This window comes from Variovorax sp. KBS0712, assembly GCF_006323185.2.
GTDB lineage: Bacteria > Pseudomonadota > Gammaproteobacteria > Burkholderiales > Burkholderiaceae_C > Variovorax > Variovorax boronicumulans.
In genome coordinates this window covers 77084-94062 of sequence record NZ_VCCD02000004.1, presented here as the reverse complement: position 1 = coordinate 94062, position 16979 = coordinate 77084, and the positions used below count along the sequence as shown (strand labels likewise).

The window sequence follows — 16979 nt, the reverse complement described above, 5'->3', positions numbered from 1 at the left end:
GCCTTCGCGGATACTTCGGATCACTTGCGGGGGTCGAGAAAAACATGTCCATCCAGAACCTGAGCCGCGCCATCGCGGAGAACCTGAGCGCCGACGCGTTCGCGCTGACCTTGAGCGTCGCGCAGTGGGACACGCTCGCGGGTTATCTGCAGCCCATCGAGACCGGTGTCGGCGACGTGCTGATCTCGCAGGGCACGCACGACCGCTCGGTGTTCTTCGTCGAAAGCGGCGCCATCAGCGTGCACCGCGTCAGCAGCAAGGAACAGATGCGTCTGGCCGTGCTGTCGCCGGGCTCGGTGGTGGGCGAAGGCTCGTTCTTCTCGCGCGAGCCGCATGCGGCCAACGTGGTGGTCACCGGCGCGGGGCGCGTGTGGCGCCTCACCGCCGTGCGGTTCTCCGAGATGTCGAACCGACAGCCCAACATGGCGCTGGACATCGCGATGGCGCTCGGCGCCGTGATCGCCAAGCGCATGGCGCACCGCTCCAAGCGGGTGGCCGTCACCTGAGCGAGCAGAGCCTTCCGGCTCGCCGCGCGCTGCCAGCCGCCGCAACAACAAGAACAAGTCTTCGTTTTCGATCCCGAGAATTGCTGGTGAGCCATGGCCTTGATCTGCCCGGTCTGTGACGCGGACAACCGCGAGGGTGCCAATTTCTGCAGGAACTGCGGCGGCCGGCTGTCGGCCGCCGACCGCGTGCCGCCCCCGGCGCCCAGTCCTTCCGACCGCGAATGGGCCACCACCGCGCCGGCCCAGCTGCGCGCGCCGACCATTCCCGCGCCGCTGTTCGATCCTGCCGAGTCGAAGCACGCGTCGTCGCAGGCCTCCAGTGGCTGGAGGCCCGAGCCGCCACCACCTCCTCCGCCCGCGGATGAAAAGACCGTGATCGTCGCGCCGGGGCGCGGGGGCGCCGCATCGTCTTTGCCGCCTTCCCCCCGAGCCGACCGGCCAAAGACGCGGATCAAGGTCAAGCGCATCAAGCCGCCCGAACCGGTGCTGCGCCCGCGCGGCATCGGGCTGTGGCTGGGGCTGCTTGCGGTCGCGCTGCTGCTGGTCGTCGCGGGCTGGCTGGGCTATGGGACCGGCAGCAAGGCGCCCGAGCCGGCCGTGGCACCGCCTCCTGTCGCCGTGCCAGCGCCCGCCGCGACGCCGCCGGTGGTCGAAGCACCGCCTGTCGCGACCGAGCCTGCACCGCCCGTGGCCGAAGCGCCGCCCGCGGAAGCGATCACCGAGCCGGCGGAAGCCGCACCCAAGCCGACACCCGTCGCGAAGCCGCGCAAGCCGGTGACGCCTCCCCCGCCGACGCCCCAGGCTCCAGCAGCCGCGGCGCCCGTGGCGGCTGCCCCGGCACCTGCGCCCGCGTCTCCGGCCCCGCCGGCCGACCCGCAGGCCCAATGCGGCGACCGCAACTTCATCGCCAAGGCGCAATGCATGGCGGCCCAGTGCGTGAAGCCCGAGTACAGGTCGCACGCTCAGTGCGAGGCGGTGCGCCGTCAGCAGCGCATCGAAGAGGAAAAGCGCAACCCGTCGCTCTTGAACTGAGTCCGCGCCTGCGGGCTCAGCCTTTCTGCAGCCGCTCGATGGCAATCGCCAGCGCGGCGGGCTTGCCCGACAGCACGAGGGTGTCGCCGTCCGACAGCAGCGTGTCGTCGGCCGGCACCCGCGCCTGGCCGTCCTGGCGGCGCAGGCTGGCCACCCGCACACCCAGCGTCGGCAGCGCAATCCGTCCGAGCGTCTGGCCGATGGCGCGTGCGCCCGGCGTGAGCGTGAAGCTGTTCAGGCGCTCGTGGTCGATCTCGTCGGCGTTGTCGTCGTCGGCGCCGTGGAAGTAGCCGCGCAGCAGGTTGTAGCGCGCGTCGCGCTGGTCCTGCACCACGCGGATCACGCGCCGCATCGGCACGCCGACCAGCGCCAGCGCATGGCTCGCGAGCATCAGCGACCCCTCGATGGCCTCGGGCACCACCTCGGTCGCGCCGGCGGCCTGCAGCTTCTCGAGGTCGTGGTCGTCCTGGGTGCGCACGATCACCGGCACGTGCGGCGCGTGGGCGCGGGTGTTGGCCAGCACCTTCATCGCGCCGCCCACGTCCAGGTAGGTGACGACCACCGCGCTGGCGCGCGCCAGGCCCGCGGCCATCAGCGCCTGCAGCCGCGCCGCGTCGCCGAACACCACCGAATCGCCGGCGGCGGCGGCCTGGCGCACGCGGTCGGGGTCGAGGTCGAGCGCCATGTAGGGAATGCCTTCGCGCTCCAGGATGCGCGCCAGGTTCTGGCCGCAGCGCCCGTAGCCGCAGATGATCACGTGCTGCGCGGTGTTGATGGTCTTGCGCGCGATGGTCGTCATCTGCAGCGACTGCTGCAGCCAGTCGCTGGCCACCAGCTTTCGCACGATGGCGTTGCTGTACATGATGATGAAGGGCGTGGCCAGCATCGACAGCACCATCGACGCCAGCACCGGGTTGGCCAGCCACGGCGGCAGCAGGTTGCGGTCCTGCGCGAGCGCCAGCAGCACGAAGCCGAACTCGCCGGCCTGTGCCAGGTACAGGCCGGTGCGCAGCGACACGCCCGAGGTGGCGCCCAGCACCCGCGCCAGCACCGTCACCAGCCCCAGCTTGAACAGCAGCGGCACCAGCAGCAGCACCGCCACCAGCAGCCAGCGCTCGACCACGATGTGCCAGTCGAGCGACATGCCCACGGTGATGAAGAACAGCCCCAGCAGCACGTCGTGGAAGGGGCGGATGTCGGTCTCGACCTGGTGCTTGTATTCGGTTTCCGACACCAGCATGCCGGCGATGAAGGCACCCAGCGCCAGGCTCAGGCCGGCCAGCTCGGTGAGCCAGGCCAGGCCCAGCGTGATCAGCAGCACGTTCAGGATGAACAGCTCCTCGCTGCGCCGCCGCGCCACGAGCGTGAGCCACCAGCGCATGATGCGCGGCCCGCCGTACAGCAGCACGCCGATGAGGAAGGTGGCCTTCACCAGCGCGAAGCCCAGCGCCTTGGCCAGCGCCTCGGGCGGCGCGCCCAACGCGGGAATCAGCACCAGCAGCGGCACCACGGCCAGATCCTGGAACAGCAGCACGCCCATCACGCGCTTGCCGTGCTCGCTCTCCAGTTCGAGCCGCTCGGCCATCAGCTTGACGACGATGGCGGTGCTGCTCATGGTGAGCGCGCTCGACAGCGCCAGCGTGGTCTGCCACCCCAGCTGCCAGGCCGGCGGCAGCTGCGTGGCGATGATCAGCGCGCCGACGGTGGCCAGCGCCATGGTCAGCAGCACCTGCAGCAGACCCAGCCCGAACACGTGCTTGCGCATGGCGCGCAGCTTGGGCAGGCTGAACTCGAGCCCGATCACGAACATCAGGAACACCACGCCGAATTCGCCCAGGTGGCGGATGCCTTCTGAGTTCTGCGCCAGCGCCAGCGCATGCGGACCGATGAGCACGCCGGCCGTCAGGTAGCCGAGCATCGGCGGCAGCTTGAGCGACCGGCAGGCCACCACGCCGATCACCGCGGCCAACAGATACAACAGCGTGAGATCGAACGAAGACATAGGCGCCGATGCTAGAGCAATGTCCGTGCCCCGGGCTTCCCCGGGCCATGTGATCGCCGACCGCGCCCGCCTCGTAAAATCCGGCGATGAGCTCCCGCCCCGCCCCGACCCACGTGGTCGACCCCGACGCCATCCTGGCCCGGGCACGCGTCACATTCGACATCGAAGCCGAAGCCGTCCTCGGCCTGAAGGCCCGCGTCGGCCCGAGTTTCGTCGAGGCCGTGCGCAAGATTCTTGAAGTGCGCGGCCGCGTGGTCGTGATGGGCATGGGCAAGAGTGGCCACGTCGGCCGCAAGATCGCTGCCACCCTCGCCTCCACCGGCACGCCCGCGATGTTCGTGCACCCGGCCGAGGCCAGCCACGGCGACCTGGGCATGATCAAGGCGGTCGACCTCGTGCTCGCCATCTCCAACAGCGGCGAGGTCGACGAACTCACCGTGCTGCTGCCGGTGGTCAAGCGCCAGGGCGTGCCCCTGATCGCCATGACCGGCCGCCCCGATTCCACCCTGGCGCGCCATGCCGACATCGTGATCGACGCCGGCGTTGCCAAGGAAGCCTGCCCGCTGAACCTCGCGCCCACCGCGAGCACCACCGCGCAGATCGCCATGGGCGACGCACTGGCCGTGGCCCTGCTCGATGCGCGCGGCTTCGGCTCCGAAGATTTCGCCCGCTCGCACCCCGGCGGCGCGTTGGGCCGCAAGCTGCTCACGCACGTGAGCGATGTCATGCGCTCGGGCGAGGAAGTGCCGTGCGTGCCGCCGACGGCCACCGTCAGCGAGCTGATGCGCGCGATGAGCATCAAGGGCTTCGGCGCCGCCGCGGTGGTCGAGCCCGACGGCCGGGCGCTGGGCATCTTCACCGACGGCGACCTGCGCCGCCTGATCGAGGCCGGCGCCGACCTGCGCACGCCCAAGGCGGCCGACATCATGCACCGCGACCCGCGCACCATCCGCGTCGACGCGCTGGCGGTGGAGGCGGCCGAACTCATGGAGCAATGCGGCATCACCCGCCTGTTCGTGATCGACGGCGCGGGGGTGATCGTCGGCGCAGTGAACACCAACGACCTGATGCGCGCGAAGGTCATCTGATGCCGCTTGATTTCCAGGCCGAGACTCTGCTGGCCGCGCAAGATGTGCGCATCGTCTTCTTCGACATCGACGGCGTGCTGACCGACGGCGGCGTGTACTTCACCGAGCACGGCGAGACGCTCAAGCGCTTCAGCATCCTCGACGGCTACGGCCTCAAGCTGCTGCGCAAGGCCGGCATCACGCCGGCCGTGATCACCGGACGGGACTCCAAGCCGCTGCGCGTGCGGCTCGAGGCGCTGGGCATCGAGCACGTGCGCTACGGCACCGAAGACAAGCTGCCCGCCGCCGAAGCCATGCTGAAGCAGCTGGGCTTCACCTGGGCGCAGGCCGCCGCCATCGGCGACGACTGGCCCGACCTGCCCGTGCTGACCCGCGTCGGCTTCGCGGCGGCACCGGCCAACGCGCACGCCGAAGTGCGCGCGGTGGCGCGCTACGTCACCACCGCACGCGGCGGCGAAGGCGCGGCGCGCGAATTCTGCGACCTGCTGTTGACGGCTTGCGGCCAGTACCGCACGCTGCTCGACGCTGCCTTGGGCCCCCGACCATGAGCCCGCAGCTGCGACGCGCCTGGAACCTGACGCGCGATGTGCTCGACCGCACCACCATCTACCTGCCGATCATCCTGATGGCGGGCGTGGCGCTGGGCACCTACTGGCTGGTGCGCAATGCGCCCAAGCTGCTGGAGCCCACCGTCAAGGCGGCGCCCACGCACGAGCCCGACTACTTCATGCGGGACTTCGTCATCAAGAACTTCCTGCCCAACGGCGACCTGCGCAGCGAGCTGCACGGCACCGAAGGGCGGCACTACCCGGACACCGACACCATCGAGGTCGACCAGGTGCGCATGCGCTCGGTGTCGCCCGAGGGGTTGGTCACGCGCTCGTCGGCGAACCGCGGCCTGTCGAATTCCGACGGCAGCGAGATCCAGCTGTTCGGCAACGCGATCGTGATCCGCGAACCGGCGGTGAGCGCCAGCGGCAAGGCCACGCCGCGGCTGGAGTTTCGCGGCGAGTTCCTGCATGCGTTCCTCGACACCGAGAAGGTGCAGTCGAACAAGCCGGTCACGCTCATCCGCGGCAGCGACCAGTTCACGGGCGATACGCTCGACTACGACAACCTGAGCGGCGTGGCCAACCTCACGGGCCGCGTGCGCGGCGTGCTGGTGCCGTCGGCCGCCGCAGGCAAGCCGCGCTGAGCGGCTGCCACACAAGAACAAGTTCCCGGGAGACGATCCACGCATGACCACCGCCGCACCGCTCGTCTTCATCACCGGCGCCTCCAGCGGCATCGGCCAGGCCCTGGCCGCGTGCTTCTACGACGCGGGCTACCGGTTGGCGCTGGTCGCGCGGCGCACGGGCGAGATCGACACCTGGGCGACGGGCCGCCAGCTGGACGCGGGCCGCTACCAGGTCTACGGCGCCGACGTGGCGGACACCGACAGCATCGTGGCCGCCGGCTCCGACTGCATCGCGCGCCAGGGCGTGCCCGACGTGGTGATCGCCAACGCAGGCATCAGCATCGGCATCGACACGGCCGAGCGTTCGGACCTCGACGTGCTGGCGCGCACCTTCGCCGTCAACAACGTGGGGCTGGCCGCCACCTTCCATCCCTTCGTGCAGGCCATGGTGCAGCGCGGCAGCGGGCGGCTCGTGGGCATCGGCAGCGTCGCCGCCATCCGCGGGCTGCCGGGGCACGGCGCCTACTGCGCGAGCAAGGCCGGCGTGGTCGCGTACTGCGAAAGCCTGCGCGGGGAACTGCACAACAGCGGGGTGAAGGTCGTCACGCTCTGCCCGGGCTACATCGACACGCCGCTGACGCAGGGCAACCGCTACGGCATGCCCTTTCTCATGCAGCCCGAGGATTTCGCAGCTCAGGCGCTGCGCGCTATCGAGGCTGGCACGAGCTACCGCGTGATTCCGTGGCAGATGGGCGTGGTCGCCAAGGTCATGCGCCTGCTGCCCAATGCCGTGCTCGACCGCGCGGTGCAGGGCCGGGCGCGCAAGAAGCGCAGCGGCGAAGCCTGAGCTTCATTGCCGATTGCACAGCGGGCACAGCACGCAGGCAAAGAAAAAGGCTCCCGAGGGAGCCTTTTGTGTTTGTGTGCCGTGAGGCATGCGAAGGAGTGAACGGGGTTCAGTACCCACCGTTGCCGCCGCCGCCGTAGCCGCCACCGCCGCTGCGACCACCGCCGCCGCCACGGGGACCTGCGCCGTAGGGGCTGCGGAAACCGCCATCGCCACCACCGCCGCCGCCACCCGAACGACCACCACCGCCGCCGCCGTAGCCGCCGCCACCGCCGGAGCGGCCACCGCCGCCACCACCGTAGCCGCCACCACCGCCGCCGCCGTAGCCACCGCCACCACCGCCGCCATAACCACCACCGCCGCCGCCGTAGCCGCCGCCACCGCTGCGGGGGGGACGTGCTTCCATGGGACGTGCTTCGTTGACGACCACGCTGCGGCCGCCCAGGGGTTGGCCGTTCATGCCGTTGATGGCGGCCTGTGCTTCCGCGTCACTGCCCATCTCGACGAAGCCGAAGCCCTTCGAGCGACCCGTGTCGCGCTCCATCATGACCTTGGCGCTGGTCACTGCGCCGAACTGGCCGAAGGCCTGCTCGAGATCACCGTCGCGCACCGAGTAAGGCAGGTTGCCGACGTAGAGTTTGTTGCCCATCAAGGGACTCCTATAAACACATCAAGAAAAGCGATGGAGTCCCGAAAGCATCACTCAAACGAGAGCCGCCGAGCCGCGCGAAACTGACCGATCACCGAATTGCTCCCGCCCAAAATCAAGAGGGATGCTCGTGCATTATGGGTGAAATATCAAAAAAGCAAGCAGGAATTTGCGTCTTGAGGTAGCACCTTTCGAAACTAGTAGAAGTTAGCGCACGCCTACCTGTTTGAGCCGGGGGAATTGACGATGCGGCTACAATTTGCGGGTCATTGGGGAGTAGCCGCCTTCCGCATACGAGAAGGGCCCGCGTCAACAGACTTGTCCTTGCCCCACGAGGACATGGCGCGTGCAGTGAACACACCTGGCGAGACCTTTGACCGCACAACTTCGGGAATATGGCCGAAGGTGTTGTGCGGTCAATTGCGTCCTTCGGCCCAAGGAACCCCACATCCATCATGGAAGCTTTTCTCGTTGCAACGGGCGTGGTCGCGCTCGCCGAAATGGGCGACAAGACCCAACTCCTGGCCCTTCTTCTGGCCGCGCGCTTCAGGAAACCCTGGCCGATCGTGCTCGGCATTTTTGTCGCCACGGTCATCAACCACGCGCTGGCCGGCGCGGTCGGCAACTACATCACGCGCTGGCTCGGCCCCGAGGTGCTGCGCTGGATCCTGGGCGGCTCGTTCATCGCCATGGCCGTCTGGATGCTGATTCCCGACAAGCTCGATGAAGACGACGCCCCCGGCGTCTCGAAGTTCGGCGTCTTCGGCACCACGGTGATCGCCTTCTTCCTGGCCGAGATGGGCGACAAGACCCAGATTGCCACCGTCATGCTGGCCGCCCGCTTCACGCAGGACTACGCCTGGGTCGTCGTCGGCACCACGCTGGGCATGATGCTGGCCAATGCGCCGGTGGTGTGGCTGGGCGACAAGATCGTGCGGCGCGTGCCGATCAAGCTCGTGCACGGCATCTCGGCGGCGATCTTCCTGGTGCTGGGCGTCGTGATGATCGTCGGCTGGTAGCAGGAAAAAGTCACGGGGCTATACTTGCCCTGCGCCGATTTGCTTCAGCTTGCGGGCGCTTTATAAATTCTGCTAAAGACGGCTGCCGAACCCGGCTCGTTTTTGGCGAGGCCGGGTTTTTTCATTCATGTCGTCGTCACCTTTGGTCGTCACCCCGCAGTCGATGCAGTTCGCAGGCCCGCTGGCCCTGCGCAGCGGCGCCTCGATCAGCGGCTACACGCTCGCCTACGAAACCTACGGCACCCTCAACGCCGAGCGCAGCAACGCGGTGCTGGTGTGCCATGCGCTCAACGCCTCGCACCACGTCGCGGGCGTGTACGAGGGCCAGGCCCGCTCCGAGGGCTGGTGGGACAACATGGTGGGCCCGGGCAAGCCGCTGGACACCGACCGCTTCTTCGTGATCGGCGTCAACAACCTCGGCTCCTGCTTCGGCTCGACCGGTCCGATGCACGTGAACCCCGCCAACGGCCGCGTCTACGGCGCCGATTTCCCGGTGGTCACGGTCGAAGACTGGGTCGACGCCCAGGCGGCGCTGCTCGATGCGCTCGGCATCCGCACGCTCGCGGCCGTGATGGGCGGCAGCCTCGGCGGCATGCAGGCGTTGTCGTGGACGCTGCAGTACCCCGACCGCGTGCGGCACGCCGTGGTGGTGGCCAGCGCGCCCAACCTCACGGCCGAGAACATCGCCTTCAACGAGGTGGCGCGCCGCGCCATCGTGACCGACCCCGACTTCCACGGCGGCCACTTCTACGAATACGGGGTGGTGCCCAAGCGCGGCCTGCGCATCGCCCGCATGATCGGCCACATCACCTACCTGAGCGACGACGTGATGAACGCCAAGTTCGGGCGCATCCTGCGCAGCGCCGTCGAGGGCGAGGTGGCGGGGCTCGACTACCGCTATTCCACGCAGGACATCGAGTTCCAGATCGAAAGCTACCTGCGCTACCAGGGCGACAAGTTCAGCGAGTACTTCGACGCCAACACCTACCTGCTGATCACCCGCGCGCTCGACTACTTCGACCCCGCGCGCCACCACGGCGGCCAGCTCAGCACGGCGCTCGCGCAGGCCACGGCCAAGTTCCTCCTCGTGAGCTTCAAGACCGACTGGCGCTTCTCGCCCGCGCGCAGCCGCGAGATCGTGAAGGCGCTGCTCGACAACCGCCGCAACGTGAGCTACGCCGAGATCGATGCGCCGCACGGCCACGACGCCTTCCTGCTCGACGACGTGCGCTACATGGGCGTGGTGCGCTCGTACTTCGAACGCGTCGCCAAGGAATTCCAATGAGCGACCTTGCACACCAACGACTGATTGCACAGCTTGTGCCCCAAGGCTCGCGCGTGCTCGACCTGGGCTGCGGCGACGGCGCCCTGCTCGACCTGCTGCAGCGCGAGCGCGGCTGCACCGGCTACGGCGTGGAGATCGCCGACGGCAACGTGCTGCAGTGCATCCGCCGCGGCGTCGACGTGATCCAGCTCAACCTCGACGAAGGCCTGGCGATGTTCGACGACGCCACCTTCGACGTGGTGCTGCAGATCGACACGCTGCAGCACCTGCGCAATGCCGAGGTCATGCTGCGCGAGACCGCGCGTGTGGGCCGCTTCGGCATCGTCGCCTTTCCCAATTTCGCGCACTGGCCCAACCGCCTGAGCGTGGCGCGCGGGCGCATGCCCGTGACGCGCCGCCTGCCCTACCAGTGGTACGACACGCCCAACATCCGCGTCGGCACCTACAAGGACTTCGAGGTGCTGGCCGGCAAGAACAACCTGCGCGTGCTCGACGCCTTCGGCCTGCAAAACGGGCGCGACGTGCGCTGGCTGCCCAACGCGCGCGCCAGCACGGCGGTCTTCAAGTTCGAGCGGGGCGGCTGAGCACGCCGCCCTCGCACCGCACGGACATCGGGTCGGAATGAGCTTCACGCTCGCGCAGCCGGTTCACAGCGACCTGCTCATCAAGAAAAGCCGCTTCATCGGCTGCGTACAGCCGGTGCCCGACCGTGCGGCCGCGCTGGCCGTGGTCGCCTCGCTGCGCGCCGAACACCCGGGCGCTGCGCACGTGTGCTGGGCGCTGATGGCCGGCGGACAGTCGGCCGCGAACGACGACGGCGAACCCGGCGGCACGGCCGGTCGCCCGATGCTCGAGGTGCTGCGCCACCAGCAGGTGGAAGGCGCGCTCGCCACCGTGGTGCGCTACTTCGGCGGCGTGAAGCTCGGCGCCGGCGGCCTCGTGCGGGCCTACACCGACGCCGTGGCGCAGGCCCTGCTCGGCGCCACGCTGGTGCCGCTCGTGCGCCAGCGTCACCTGCAGTGCGCCGTGCCCTACGCGCTCGAGGGGCTGGTGCGGCGCGAGCTGGCCGCCATCGGTGCGGTGCTCGAAGACGTGCAGCACGGCGACGACGTGCGCTTGGCCTTCGCGCTGCCCGCGCCCGAGGCCGACGCCTTCATCGCGCGCCTCGACGATGCTGCGCAAGGGCGCGTCGTCTGGCCGACGGCGTGAGCCGCTTCGCCGGCACCTTGCCCGGGGCCGGCTCCACCGCCAGGGCGAGCACGCCGCGCGATGCGAGCGCGATCGGCTCGGCCAGGTCGTCGTCGACACCGCGCCGCGTCATCTCGGCGGTCACGATGCCGGTGGGCACGGCCAGCACGCCCCAGCCCAGCAGCATCATCACGGAGGCGATCGCGCGGCCCAGGTCGGTCTTGGGCACGAGGTCGCCGAAGCCGACCGTGGCCATGGTGGAGATGGCCCAGTAGATCGCCACCGGAATGCTGGTGAAGCCGTGCGTCGGGCCTTCGACCACGTACATCAGCGTGCCCATCACCAGCACCACGAGCATCACGAAGCCCACGAACACCGTGATCTTTCGGCGGCTCGATGCCACCGCCGACACCAGTGCGCGGTACTCCACCGAATAGCGCGACAGCTTGAAGATGCGGAACACGCGCAACAGCCGCAGGATGCGCACGTCGATCAGGTACGCCAGCTCGGGCGCGAAGGCCACGAGAAAGGTCGGCAGCAGCGCGAGCAGATCGATCACGCCGTAGAAGCTCAGCGCGTAGCGCAGCGGCTTGTTCACGCAGCACAGCCGCGCGATGTACTCCAGCGTGAAGAGAATCGTGAACACCCATTCGAGGGCATTGAACAGAGGCCGCCACTGGTCGCGGATCGACTGCACGCTGTCCAGGATGACGACCAGCACGCTCATCACGATCACCGCGATCAGCGTCAGGTCGAACCACAGGCCGGCGGGCGTGTCGGCCTCGAAGACCACGGTGAACAGCGTGCGCCGCCAGCCGCGCGCAGGCTTGTCGAACCGCGAGTCGGTGGCGGCGGGCGTGGACAGGGCTTCGATGTTCGGTCGGATCAGGCGGGTCATGCGGGGCATTGTCAGGGGCCCCGGGCGACTTATTCAGTTACGCTTATTGCGCAATGAAGTGCCGCATGCCGTGAGTGCGTTCTTACGATAGTCCCCTTTCTTGAGGAGCTCCCCATTGGCCACACAGTCCCCCTTTTTCGGCAAGCGTGATCGTGACACCGACTCGCTGACGTCCCGTCCCGCACCGCTGGTTGGTTCGGGCACCAATCTCTCGGGCACTCCCGTCAATCCCTCCTCGTTGACCGCGCAGGCCGGCCTGGCCCCGGCGGCTGCGCCCGTCAAGGAAGGCGGCAGCAAGCTCACCGTCGGCCCGAACATCAAGCTCAAGGGCGTCGAGATCACCGATTGCGACACGCTCGTGGTCGAAGGCCTGGTCGAGGCGACGATGGATTCGCGCCTGATGCAGATCGCCGAACAGGGCGAGTTCAAGGGCTCGGCCGAGATCGACATCGCCGAGATCCGCGGCGTGTTCGACGGCAACCTCACCGTGCGCGAAAAGCTCGTCATCCACTCGACCGGCAAGGTCACCGGCAAGATCCGCTACGGCAAGATCGTGATCGAAGAAGGCGGCCAGCTGTCCGGCGAAATCAGCTTCGGCGCCAAGCCGTCGCTGCAGGCCGCCGCCTGAGGCACCTGACGCGCCCGGTCTGACGACCGTCGATCAGGGCGCTTTCTTTTTCGGTGGGGCCTTCTTGGCCGCCGGCTTCGGCTTGTCCGCGGCGGCGGCCATTGCTGCGTCTGCGGCCGGCGGCGCCCACCCCAGGCGCTGCAGCAAGGCACCGGCCGCGGCCGGTGCTCTCTCCTTGGCGCCGTTGATGAAATACACGAACACGTCGCGCGCCTTCGGCGTCGTGGTCCAGCCTTGCGCGCGCGCGGCCCAGGTGTCGAGCGCCTTGGGCGCGTAGCCGGTGGCGAGCGATGCGTCGGCCATCATGAGCCGCGCGTAGGCGACGTCGCCCTCGGGCTCCTCGAACGACGGAAACTTGTCGGCGTCGGTGAACACGGTCGACACCTTGTGCTTCTTCGCGAGCGCCTTGTAGGCAGGCGTGATGAAGCTCTCGTGGCGCACGTCCATCACGTGGCGCAGCACGCGGCTGCCTTCCTTCTTCGGCAGCAGCTCCAGGAAGGCTTCGAAGTCTTCGGGGTCGAACTGCTTGGTCGGCATGAACTGCCAGACGATCGGCCCGAGCTTGTCGCCCAGCTCGGCCACACCGCTGTCGATGAAACGCTGGATCGACTCGCCCGCGGTCGCCAGCACCTTGCGGTTGGTGGTGAAGCGCGAGGCCTTCATCGAGAACATGAAGTCGTCGGGCGTGTCGTCGCGCCACTTGCGGAAGGTCTCGGGCTTGAAGGTGCTGTAGTAGGTGCCGTTGATCTCGATGGCGCTGACCTGCCGGCTGGCGTGGTTCAACTCCTTCGCGTGAGCGAGGCCCTTGGGGTAGAAGTTGTCGCGCCAGGGCTCGTAGGTCCAGCCGCCGATCCCGACCTTGATCCGCGTCGATGTTGCCTTGCTCACATTGCGCTCCGGGTTTTGAGATCGCCCGCACTCTACGCGCGCTCGCCGCGAGGCGCAAAATGCGTTTTTTCGTCCCCGCGGAGAATCCCTCGATGAACGCCCCCCTGCACCGTGAAATGCCCGCCGGCACGCTCGACGCGACGCGCGCCCTCTCTGATGTCACCGCCCGATGGGACGGCGACATCGTCAAGCAACTCACCGACTACATCGCCATTCCCGCCAAGTCGCCCGGCTTCGACAAGGACTGGTCGGCCAACGGCTACCTGGAGACCGTGCTGCGCAACGCCGCGGCCTGGGTCGAGGCGCAGAAGGTCGAAGGCCTGAAGCTGGAGATCGTGCGCCTCGAAGGCCGCACGCCGGTGCTGTTCTTCGAAGTGCCGGCCACCGGCACGAACATGGCCGAGACCGTGCTCATGTACGGCCACCTCGACAAGCAACCTGAATTCACCGGCTGGCGCAACGACCTCGGCCCGTGGACGCCCAAGTACGAGAACGGCCTGCTCTACGGCCGCGGCGGCGCCGACGACGGCTACGCCGTGTACGCCAGCGTGGCCGCGCTGCAGGCGCTCAAGGCCCAGGGCGTGGCGCACCCGCGCATCGTCGGCCTCATCGAGACCTGCGAGGAAAGCGGCTCCTACGACCTGCTGCCGTACGTCGACGCGCTGCGTCCGCGCCTGGGCGAGGTCGAGCTGGTGATCTGCCTGGATTCGGGCGCCGGCAACTACGACCAGTTGTGGCTCACGACCTCGCTGCGCGGCATGGCCAGCGGCACGCTCAAGGTCGAGGTGCTGACCGAAGGCATCCACTCGGGCGACGCCTCGGGCCTGGTGCCCTCGAGCTTCCGCATCATGCGGCAGGTGCTCGACCGCCTCGAAGACAGCGCCACCGGCCGCCTGCTGCCCGCCAGCTTCCATTGCGAAGTGCCGGCCGACCGGCTGGCGCAGGCCAAGGCCACCGCGGCCATCCTCGGCGACGAGGTCTACAAGCGCTTCCCGTGGGCGCACTACGACTGCGGCGGCTCGACCATGTTCGCGCTGCCGACCACCACCGACCCGGTCGAGGCGCTGCTCAACCGCACCTGGAAGCCCACGCTGTCGGTCACCGGCGCCGAAGGCTTCCCGGCCCTGAAGGACGCAGGCAACGTGCTGCGCCCCTACACCGCCTTCAAGCTCTCGCTGCGCCTGCCCCCGCTGGTCGATGCGGCCGAGACGGTGCAAAAGCTCAAGGCCCTGCTCGAAGACAACGCGCCCTACCAGGCGCGCGTGACCTTCGAAAGCGGCGGCGGTGCCACCGGCTGGAACGCGCCCACCATCACGCCGTGGTTCGAGGACGCACTCAACAAGGCCTCGCGCGCGCACTTCGGCGCCTCCTGCGGCTACATCGGCCAGGGCGGCACGATCCCGCTGATGAACATGCTGAGCGCCGGTTTCCCGACGGCGCAGATGATGGTCTGCGGCGTGCTGGGCCCGAAGAGCAACGCGCACGGCCCCAACGAGTTCCTGCACGTGCCCTACGCCAAGAAGCTGACGGCCGCCGTGGCCGAGGTCATCGCCGCCCTGCCCGTCGCGCACCGCGCCGCGGCTGCGGAGCCGGTGGCCGCTTGAGCGCCGCGCCGGGCCGCCCCAAGCTAGCTCGCTCCCGCTTGGCGGGAAGGCGCGCAGCGCCAAGGGTGCACCCATGAGCGACGCGCTGCCCTTGCCAAATCGCGTGTCGCTGTCCACGCCGGACGGCGAGACGCTGGCGCTGCGGCGGCTGCCCGCCGCCGGCAGGCCCCGCGCCGTGGTGGTCGTGGTGCACGGGCTGGGCGAGCACGCGGGGCGTTACCACGGCCTGGCCAAGCAATTGCACGGCTGGGGCTTCGCGGTCTGGGCGCACGACCACCACGGGCACGGCGAATCCACCGGTGCGCGCGGCGGCCTGCCCAGCGAACTGCGGCTGCTCGACGACCTGGCCCTGGTGATCGACGATGCGCGCCGCCAGAACCCCGGCGTGCCGCTGGTGCTGCTGGGCCACAGCCTGGGCGGCCTGGTCGCCGCGAGCCTGGTGGCGCGCGGCGTGCGGCCGGTCGATGCGCTGGTGCTGTCGTCGCCGGGGCTCGATCCGGGGCTGAACGGTTTTCAGAAGGTGCTGCTGGCGGTGCTGCCACGCATCGCGCCCAACCTGCGCGTGGGCAACGGGCTCGACGACAACTACCTCTCGCACGACCCGGTGGTGGTGCAGGCCTACCGCGACGATCCGCTCACGCACGACCGCATCGGCAGCCGGCTGGCGCGTTTTCTTGCGTACGAAGGCGCCACGGTGCAGCAGCACGCGGCGCGCTGGCCGGTGCCCACGCTGCTGATCTACGCGGGCGACGACCGGCTCGTGCGGCCGGCGGCCAGTCGCGCCTTCGCGACCGCCGCGGCGCCCAGCGGCAACGTCGAGGCGAAGTGCTTCGACGCGCTGTACCACGAACTCTTCAACGAGCTCGATGCGGAGCCCGTGTTCGACACGCTGCAGCGCTGGCTCGACCGGCGGTTTCCGGCGGCGGCTGTTCCCGCGCGCGTGGCCTGAGCCTCAGGCCTTGGCCACCGGCGCACGCCGGCGTTGCGTCTGCGCGAGCCAGAGCAGCGCGGCGCCGGTCAGGGCCACCGGCACCAGCGAGCCGTAGTTCAGCAGCTGCCAGCCCTGCGTGGTCACCAGCACGCCCGACGCGAACGAGGTCAGCGCCAGCGTCGCGAACACGCAGAAGTTGAGCGCGCCCTGGGCGCGGTCGCGCTCCTCGGCCGTGTAGGCCGTGAGCGACAGCGTCGTGCTGCCGGTGAACAGGAAATTCCAGCCCACGCCCAGCAGGAACAGCGCGACCAGGAAGTGGTGCAGGTCCACGCCCGACAGCGCCACCACGATGCAGCCGAGGTTGAGCGCCAGCCCCACCCCCATCACCGGCAGCGCGCCGAAGCGGCGGATCAGGTGGCCGGTGAAGAAGCCTGGCGCGAACATGCCGATCACGTGCCATTCGAGCACCAGCGCTGCGTCGGAAAACGGCAGGCTGCAGATCTGCATCGCGATGGGCGTGGCGGCCATCAGCAGGTTCATCACGCCGTAGCTCAGCGCGCCTGCGGCGGCCGACACGATGAACACGGGCTGGCGCATGATCTCGCCCAGCGGCCTGCCGCCGCCGGCTTCCTTGCGGGTCGGCGAGGGCGGGAATTCGATGAAATGCATCACCGCCATCGAGAGCATCGCCACCGCCGCCAGCGCGATGTAGGCGCCGGCGAAGGGCACGGAGAGCGCCTCGCGCGTGAAGGTCGCCAGGTTCGGCCCCGCCACCGCGCCGATCAGGCCGCCGGCCATCACCATCGACACGGCCTTCTCGCGCCAGGCCGGCAGTGCCAGTTCGGCCGCCGCGAAACGGTAGAGCCCGGCGTTGGCGTTGTAGTAGCCCGCGACCACGGTCGCGAAGCACAGCAGCCAGAAGTTCTTCGAGGACGCCGCGTAGGCGCACAGCAGCGCCGAGCCGACCGCCACCGCCAGCCCGATCTGGAACGAACCGCGGCGGCCGAAGTGTTGCTGCGTGCGCGCCACCAGCCCCGTGCTCAGCGCGCCGCCCACCACGTAGCCCATCACAGGCAGCGTGGCCATCCAGCCCTGCGGTGCGATGCCCAGGCCGACGAGACCGTTGATGGCGATGAAGGTGACGTTGTTGGTCAGGAGCAGGCCCTGGCAGATGGCCAGGAGCCACAGATTGCGATTCATGGGGCGCGGTTCTACGCGATTGGGCGACGAAGGCAAG

18 protein-coding genes and 1 riboswitch are annotated in these 16979 nt (G+C 69.0%); of the genes, 13 read left to right on the top strand and 5 right to left on the bottom strand.

Annotation, left to right across the window (positions count from 1 at the left end):
• The first annotated feature begins 44 nt into the window (after window positions 1-44).
• Entirely contained in the window at window positions 45-506 is a 462-nt protein-coding gene (locus FFI97_RS28645; RefSeq protein ID WP_062482896.1) for a Crp/Fnr family transcriptional regulator, read from the top strand.
• 93 nt (window positions 507-599) lie between these two features.
• The gene (locus FFI97_RS28640; protein ID WP_139702955.1) at window positions 600-1538 is read left to right on the top strand and encodes a zinc ribbon domain-containing protein; all 939 of its coding nucleotides are present in this window, start codon (window positions 600-602) and stop codon (window positions 1536-1538) included.
• A gap of 16 nt (window positions 1539-1554) precedes the next feature.
• Here FFI97_RS28640 and FFI97_RS28635 read toward each other — a convergent pair whose 3' ends face one another.
• Window positions 1555-3540 (bottom strand): monovalent cation:proton antiporter family protein, encoded by a 1986-nt coding sequence (locus tag FFI97_RS28635; RefSeq protein ID WP_139702954.1) that lies wholly within the window; start codon window positions 3538-3540, stop codon window positions 1555-1557.
• An 86-nt stretch (window positions 3541-3626) separates the two neighbouring features.
• Here FFI97_RS28635 and FFI97_RS28630 point away from each other — a divergent pair, with 86 nt between their 5' ends.
• The 4 genes from FFI97_RS28630 to FFI97_RS28615 are packed head-to-tail and all read left to right on the top strand — an operon-like array spanning window position 3627 to window position 6652.
• Window positions 3627-4628: an SIS domain-containing protein gene (locus FFI97_RS28630; RefSeq protein WP_144004542.1), complete on the top strand. Its 1002-nt coding sequence runs from the start codon at window positions 3627-3629 to the stop codon at window positions 4626-4628.
• Entirely contained in the window at window positions 4628-5176 is a 549-nt protein-coding gene (locus FFI97_RS28625) for a KdsC family phosphatase (RefSeq protein WP_139702953.1), read from the top strand. Before FFI97_RS28630 ends, FFI97_RS28625 begins: the two co-directional genes overlap by 1 nt.
• On the top strand, window positions 5173-5823 hold the full coding sequence (lptC, locus tag FFI97_RS28620) for an LPS export ABC transporter periplasmic protein LptC (protein WP_070063362.1): 651 nt from the start codon (window positions 5173-5175) through the stop codon (window positions 5821-5823). The genes FFI97_RS28625 and lptC overlap by 4 nt, the downstream gene beginning before the upstream one ends.
• 43 nt (window positions 5824-5866) lie before the next feature.
• The gene (locus tag FFI97_RS28615; RefSeq protein ID WP_139702952.1) at window positions 5867-6652 is read left to right on the top strand and encodes an SDR family oxidoreductase; all 786 of its coding nucleotides are present in this window, start codon (window positions 5867-5869) and stop codon (window positions 6650-6652) included.
• Window positions 6653-6761: 109 nt separating this feature from the next.
• Here the strand turns inward: FFI97_RS28615 and FFI97_RS28610 are convergent, their stop codons facing one another.
• Window positions 6762-7301, bottom strand: coding sequence for an RNA recognition motif domain-containing protein (locus tag FFI97_RS28610; RefSeq protein ID WP_144004541.1), 540 nt, complete (start codon window positions 7299-7301; stop codon window positions 6762-6764).
• A 259-nt stretch (window positions 7302-7560) separates the two neighbouring features.
• Window positions 7561-7739, top strand: a riboswitch (yybP-ykoY riboswitch).
• 17 nt (window positions 7740-7756) lie between these two features.
• Between FFI97_RS28610 and FFI97_RS28605 the strand changes: the two genes are divergently transcribed.
• From FFI97_RS28605 to FFI97_RS28590, 4 genes are all read left to right on the top strand, one after another.
• Complete coding sequence (locus tag FFI97_RS28605) at window positions 7757-8320, top strand: TMEM165/GDT1 family protein (protein ID WP_095747370.1); 564 nt, start codon at window positions 7757-7759, stop codon at window positions 8318-8320.
• A 127-nt stretch (window positions 8321-8447) separates the two neighbouring features.
• Window positions 8448-9605, top strand: coding sequence for a homoserine O-acetyltransferase (locus FFI97_RS28600; RefSeq protein WP_070063358.1), 1158 nt, complete (start codon window positions 8448-8450; stop codon window positions 9603-9605).
• Window positions 9602-10189, top strand: a complete 588-nt coding sequence (gene metW / locus FFI97_RS28595; protein WP_070063357.1) for a methionine biosynthesis protein MetW — start codon at window positions 9602-9604, stop codon at window positions 10187-10189. The genes FFI97_RS28600 and metW overlap by 4 nt, the downstream gene beginning before the upstream one ends.
• A 37-nt stretch (window positions 10190-10226) precedes the next feature.
• A complete protein-coding gene (locus tag FFI97_RS28590) occupies window positions 10227-10814 on the top strand; it encodes an IMPACT family protein (RefSeq protein ID WP_139702950.1) in 588 nt (195 codons plus the stop codon).
• Here FFI97_RS28590 and FFI97_RS28585 read toward each other — a convergent pair.
• Complete coding sequence (locus FFI97_RS28585) at window positions 10759-11691, bottom strand: ion transporter (protein ID WP_139702949.1); 933 nt, start codon at window positions 11689-11691, stop codon at window positions 10759-10761. The two genes, FFI97_RS28590 and FFI97_RS28585, sit on opposite strands and share 56 nt — an antisense overlap.
• 115 nt (window positions 11692-11806) lie before the next feature.
• Here FFI97_RS28585 and FFI97_RS28580 point away from each other — a divergent pair, with 115 nt between their 5' ends.
• Window positions 11807-12319, top strand: a complete 513-nt coding sequence (locus tag FFI97_RS28580; RefSeq protein ID WP_095948395.1) for a polymer-forming cytoskeletal protein — start codon at window positions 11807-11809, stop codon at window positions 12317-12319.
• A gap of 33 nt (window positions 12320-12352) precedes the next feature.
• Here FFI97_RS28580 and FFI97_RS28575 read toward each other — a convergent pair whose 3' ends face one another.
• Entirely contained in the window at window positions 12353-13207 is an 855-nt protein-coding gene (locus FFI97_RS28575; RefSeq protein ID WP_260685215.1) for a DUF72 domain-containing protein, read from the bottom strand.
• 92 nt (window positions 13208-13299) lie between these two features.
• Here FFI97_RS28575 and FFI97_RS28570 point away from each other — a divergent pair, with 92 nt between their 5' ends.
• Both FFI97_RS28570 and FFI97_RS28565 read left to right on the top strand, forming a co-directional pair.
• Window positions 13300-14811: a M20 family metallopeptidase gene (locus FFI97_RS28570; protein ID WP_139702948.1), complete on the top strand. Its 1512-nt coding sequence runs from the start codon at window positions 13300-13302 to the stop codon at window positions 14809-14811.
• A 73-nt stretch (window positions 14812-14884) separates the two neighbouring features.
• A complete protein-coding gene (locus FFI97_RS28565) occupies window positions 14885-15760 on the top strand; it encodes an alpha/beta hydrolase (protein WP_139702947.1) in 876 nt (291 codons plus the stop codon).
• 3 nt (window positions 15761-15763) lie between these two features.
• On the opposite strand, the gene FFI97_RS28560 is transcribed toward FFI97_RS28565, so the two are convergent.
• Window positions 15764-16942: an MFS transporter gene (locus tag FFI97_RS28560; protein WP_139702946.1), complete on the bottom strand. Its 1179-nt coding sequence runs from the start codon at window positions 16940-16942 to the stop codon at window positions 15764-15766.
• Between the last annotated feature and the right edge of the window lie 37 nt (window positions 16943-16979).

Bases quoted from the DNA above. Each gene is read 5' to 3' on its own strand.
- FFI97_RS28605 (WP_095747370.1), top strand. From the start codon at position 7,757: ATGGAAGCTTTTCTCGTTGCAACGGGCGTGGTCGCGCTCGCCGAAATG.
- FFI97_RS28585 (WP_139702949.1), bottom strand. From the start codon at position 11,691: ATGACCCGCCTGATCCGACCGAACATCGAAGCCCTGTCCACGCCCGCC.
- FFI97_RS28570 (WP_139702948.1), top strand. From the start codon at position 13,300: ATGAACGCCCCCCTGCACCGTGAAATGCCCGCCGGCACGCTCGACGCG.
- FFI97_RS28645 (WP_062482896.1), top strand. From the start codon at position 45: ATGTCCATCCAGAACCTGAGCCGCGCCATCGCGGAGAACCTGAGCGCC.
- FFI97_RS28640 (WP_139702955.1), top strand. From the start codon at position 600: ATGGCCTTGATCTGCCCGGTCTGTGACGCGGACAACCGCGAGGGTGCC.
- lptC (WP_070063362.1), top strand. From the start codon at position 5,173: ATGAGCCCGCAGCTGCGACGCGCCTGGAACCTGACGCGCGATGTGCTC.
- FFI97_RS28560 (WP_139702946.1), bottom strand. From the start codon at position 16,942: ATGAATCGCAATCTGTGGCTCCTGGCCATCTGCCAGGGCCTGCTCCTG.
- FFI97_RS28610 (WP_144004541.1), bottom strand. From the start codon at position 7,301: ATGGGCAACAAACTCTACGTCGGCAACCTGCCTTACTCGGTGCGCGAC.
- FFI97_RS28600 (WP_070063358.1), top strand. From the start codon at position 8,448: ATGTCGTCGTCACCTTTGGTCGTCACCCCGCAGTCGATGCAGTTCGCA.
- FFI97_RS28615 (WP_139702952.1), top strand. From the start codon at position 5,867: ATGACCACCGCCGCACCGCTCGTCTTCATCACCGGCGCCTCCAGCGGC.
- FFI97_RS28565 (WP_139702947.1), top strand. From the start codon at position 14,885: ATGAGCGACGCGCTGCCCTTGCCAAATCGCGTGTCGCTGTCCACGCCG.
- FFI97_RS28590 (WP_139702950.1), top strand. From the start codon at position 10,227: ATGAGCTTCACGCTCGCGCAGCCGGTTCACAGCGACCTGCTCATCAAG.
- FFI97_RS28630 (WP_144004542.1), top strand. From the start codon at position 3,627: ATGAGCTCCCGCCCCGCCCCGACCCACGTGGTCGACCCCGACGCCATC.
- FFI97_RS28625 (WP_139702953.1), top strand. From the start codon at position 4,628: ATGCCGCTTGATTTCCAGGCCGAGACTCTGCTGGCCGCGCAAGATGTG.
- FFI97_RS28635 (WP_139702954.1), bottom strand. From the start codon at position 3,540: ATGTCTTCGTTCGATCTCACGCTGTTGTATCTGTTGGCCGCGGTGATC.
- metW (WP_070063357.1), top strand. From the start codon at position 9,602: ATGAGCGACCTTGCACACCAACGACTGATTGCACAGCTTGTGCCCCAA.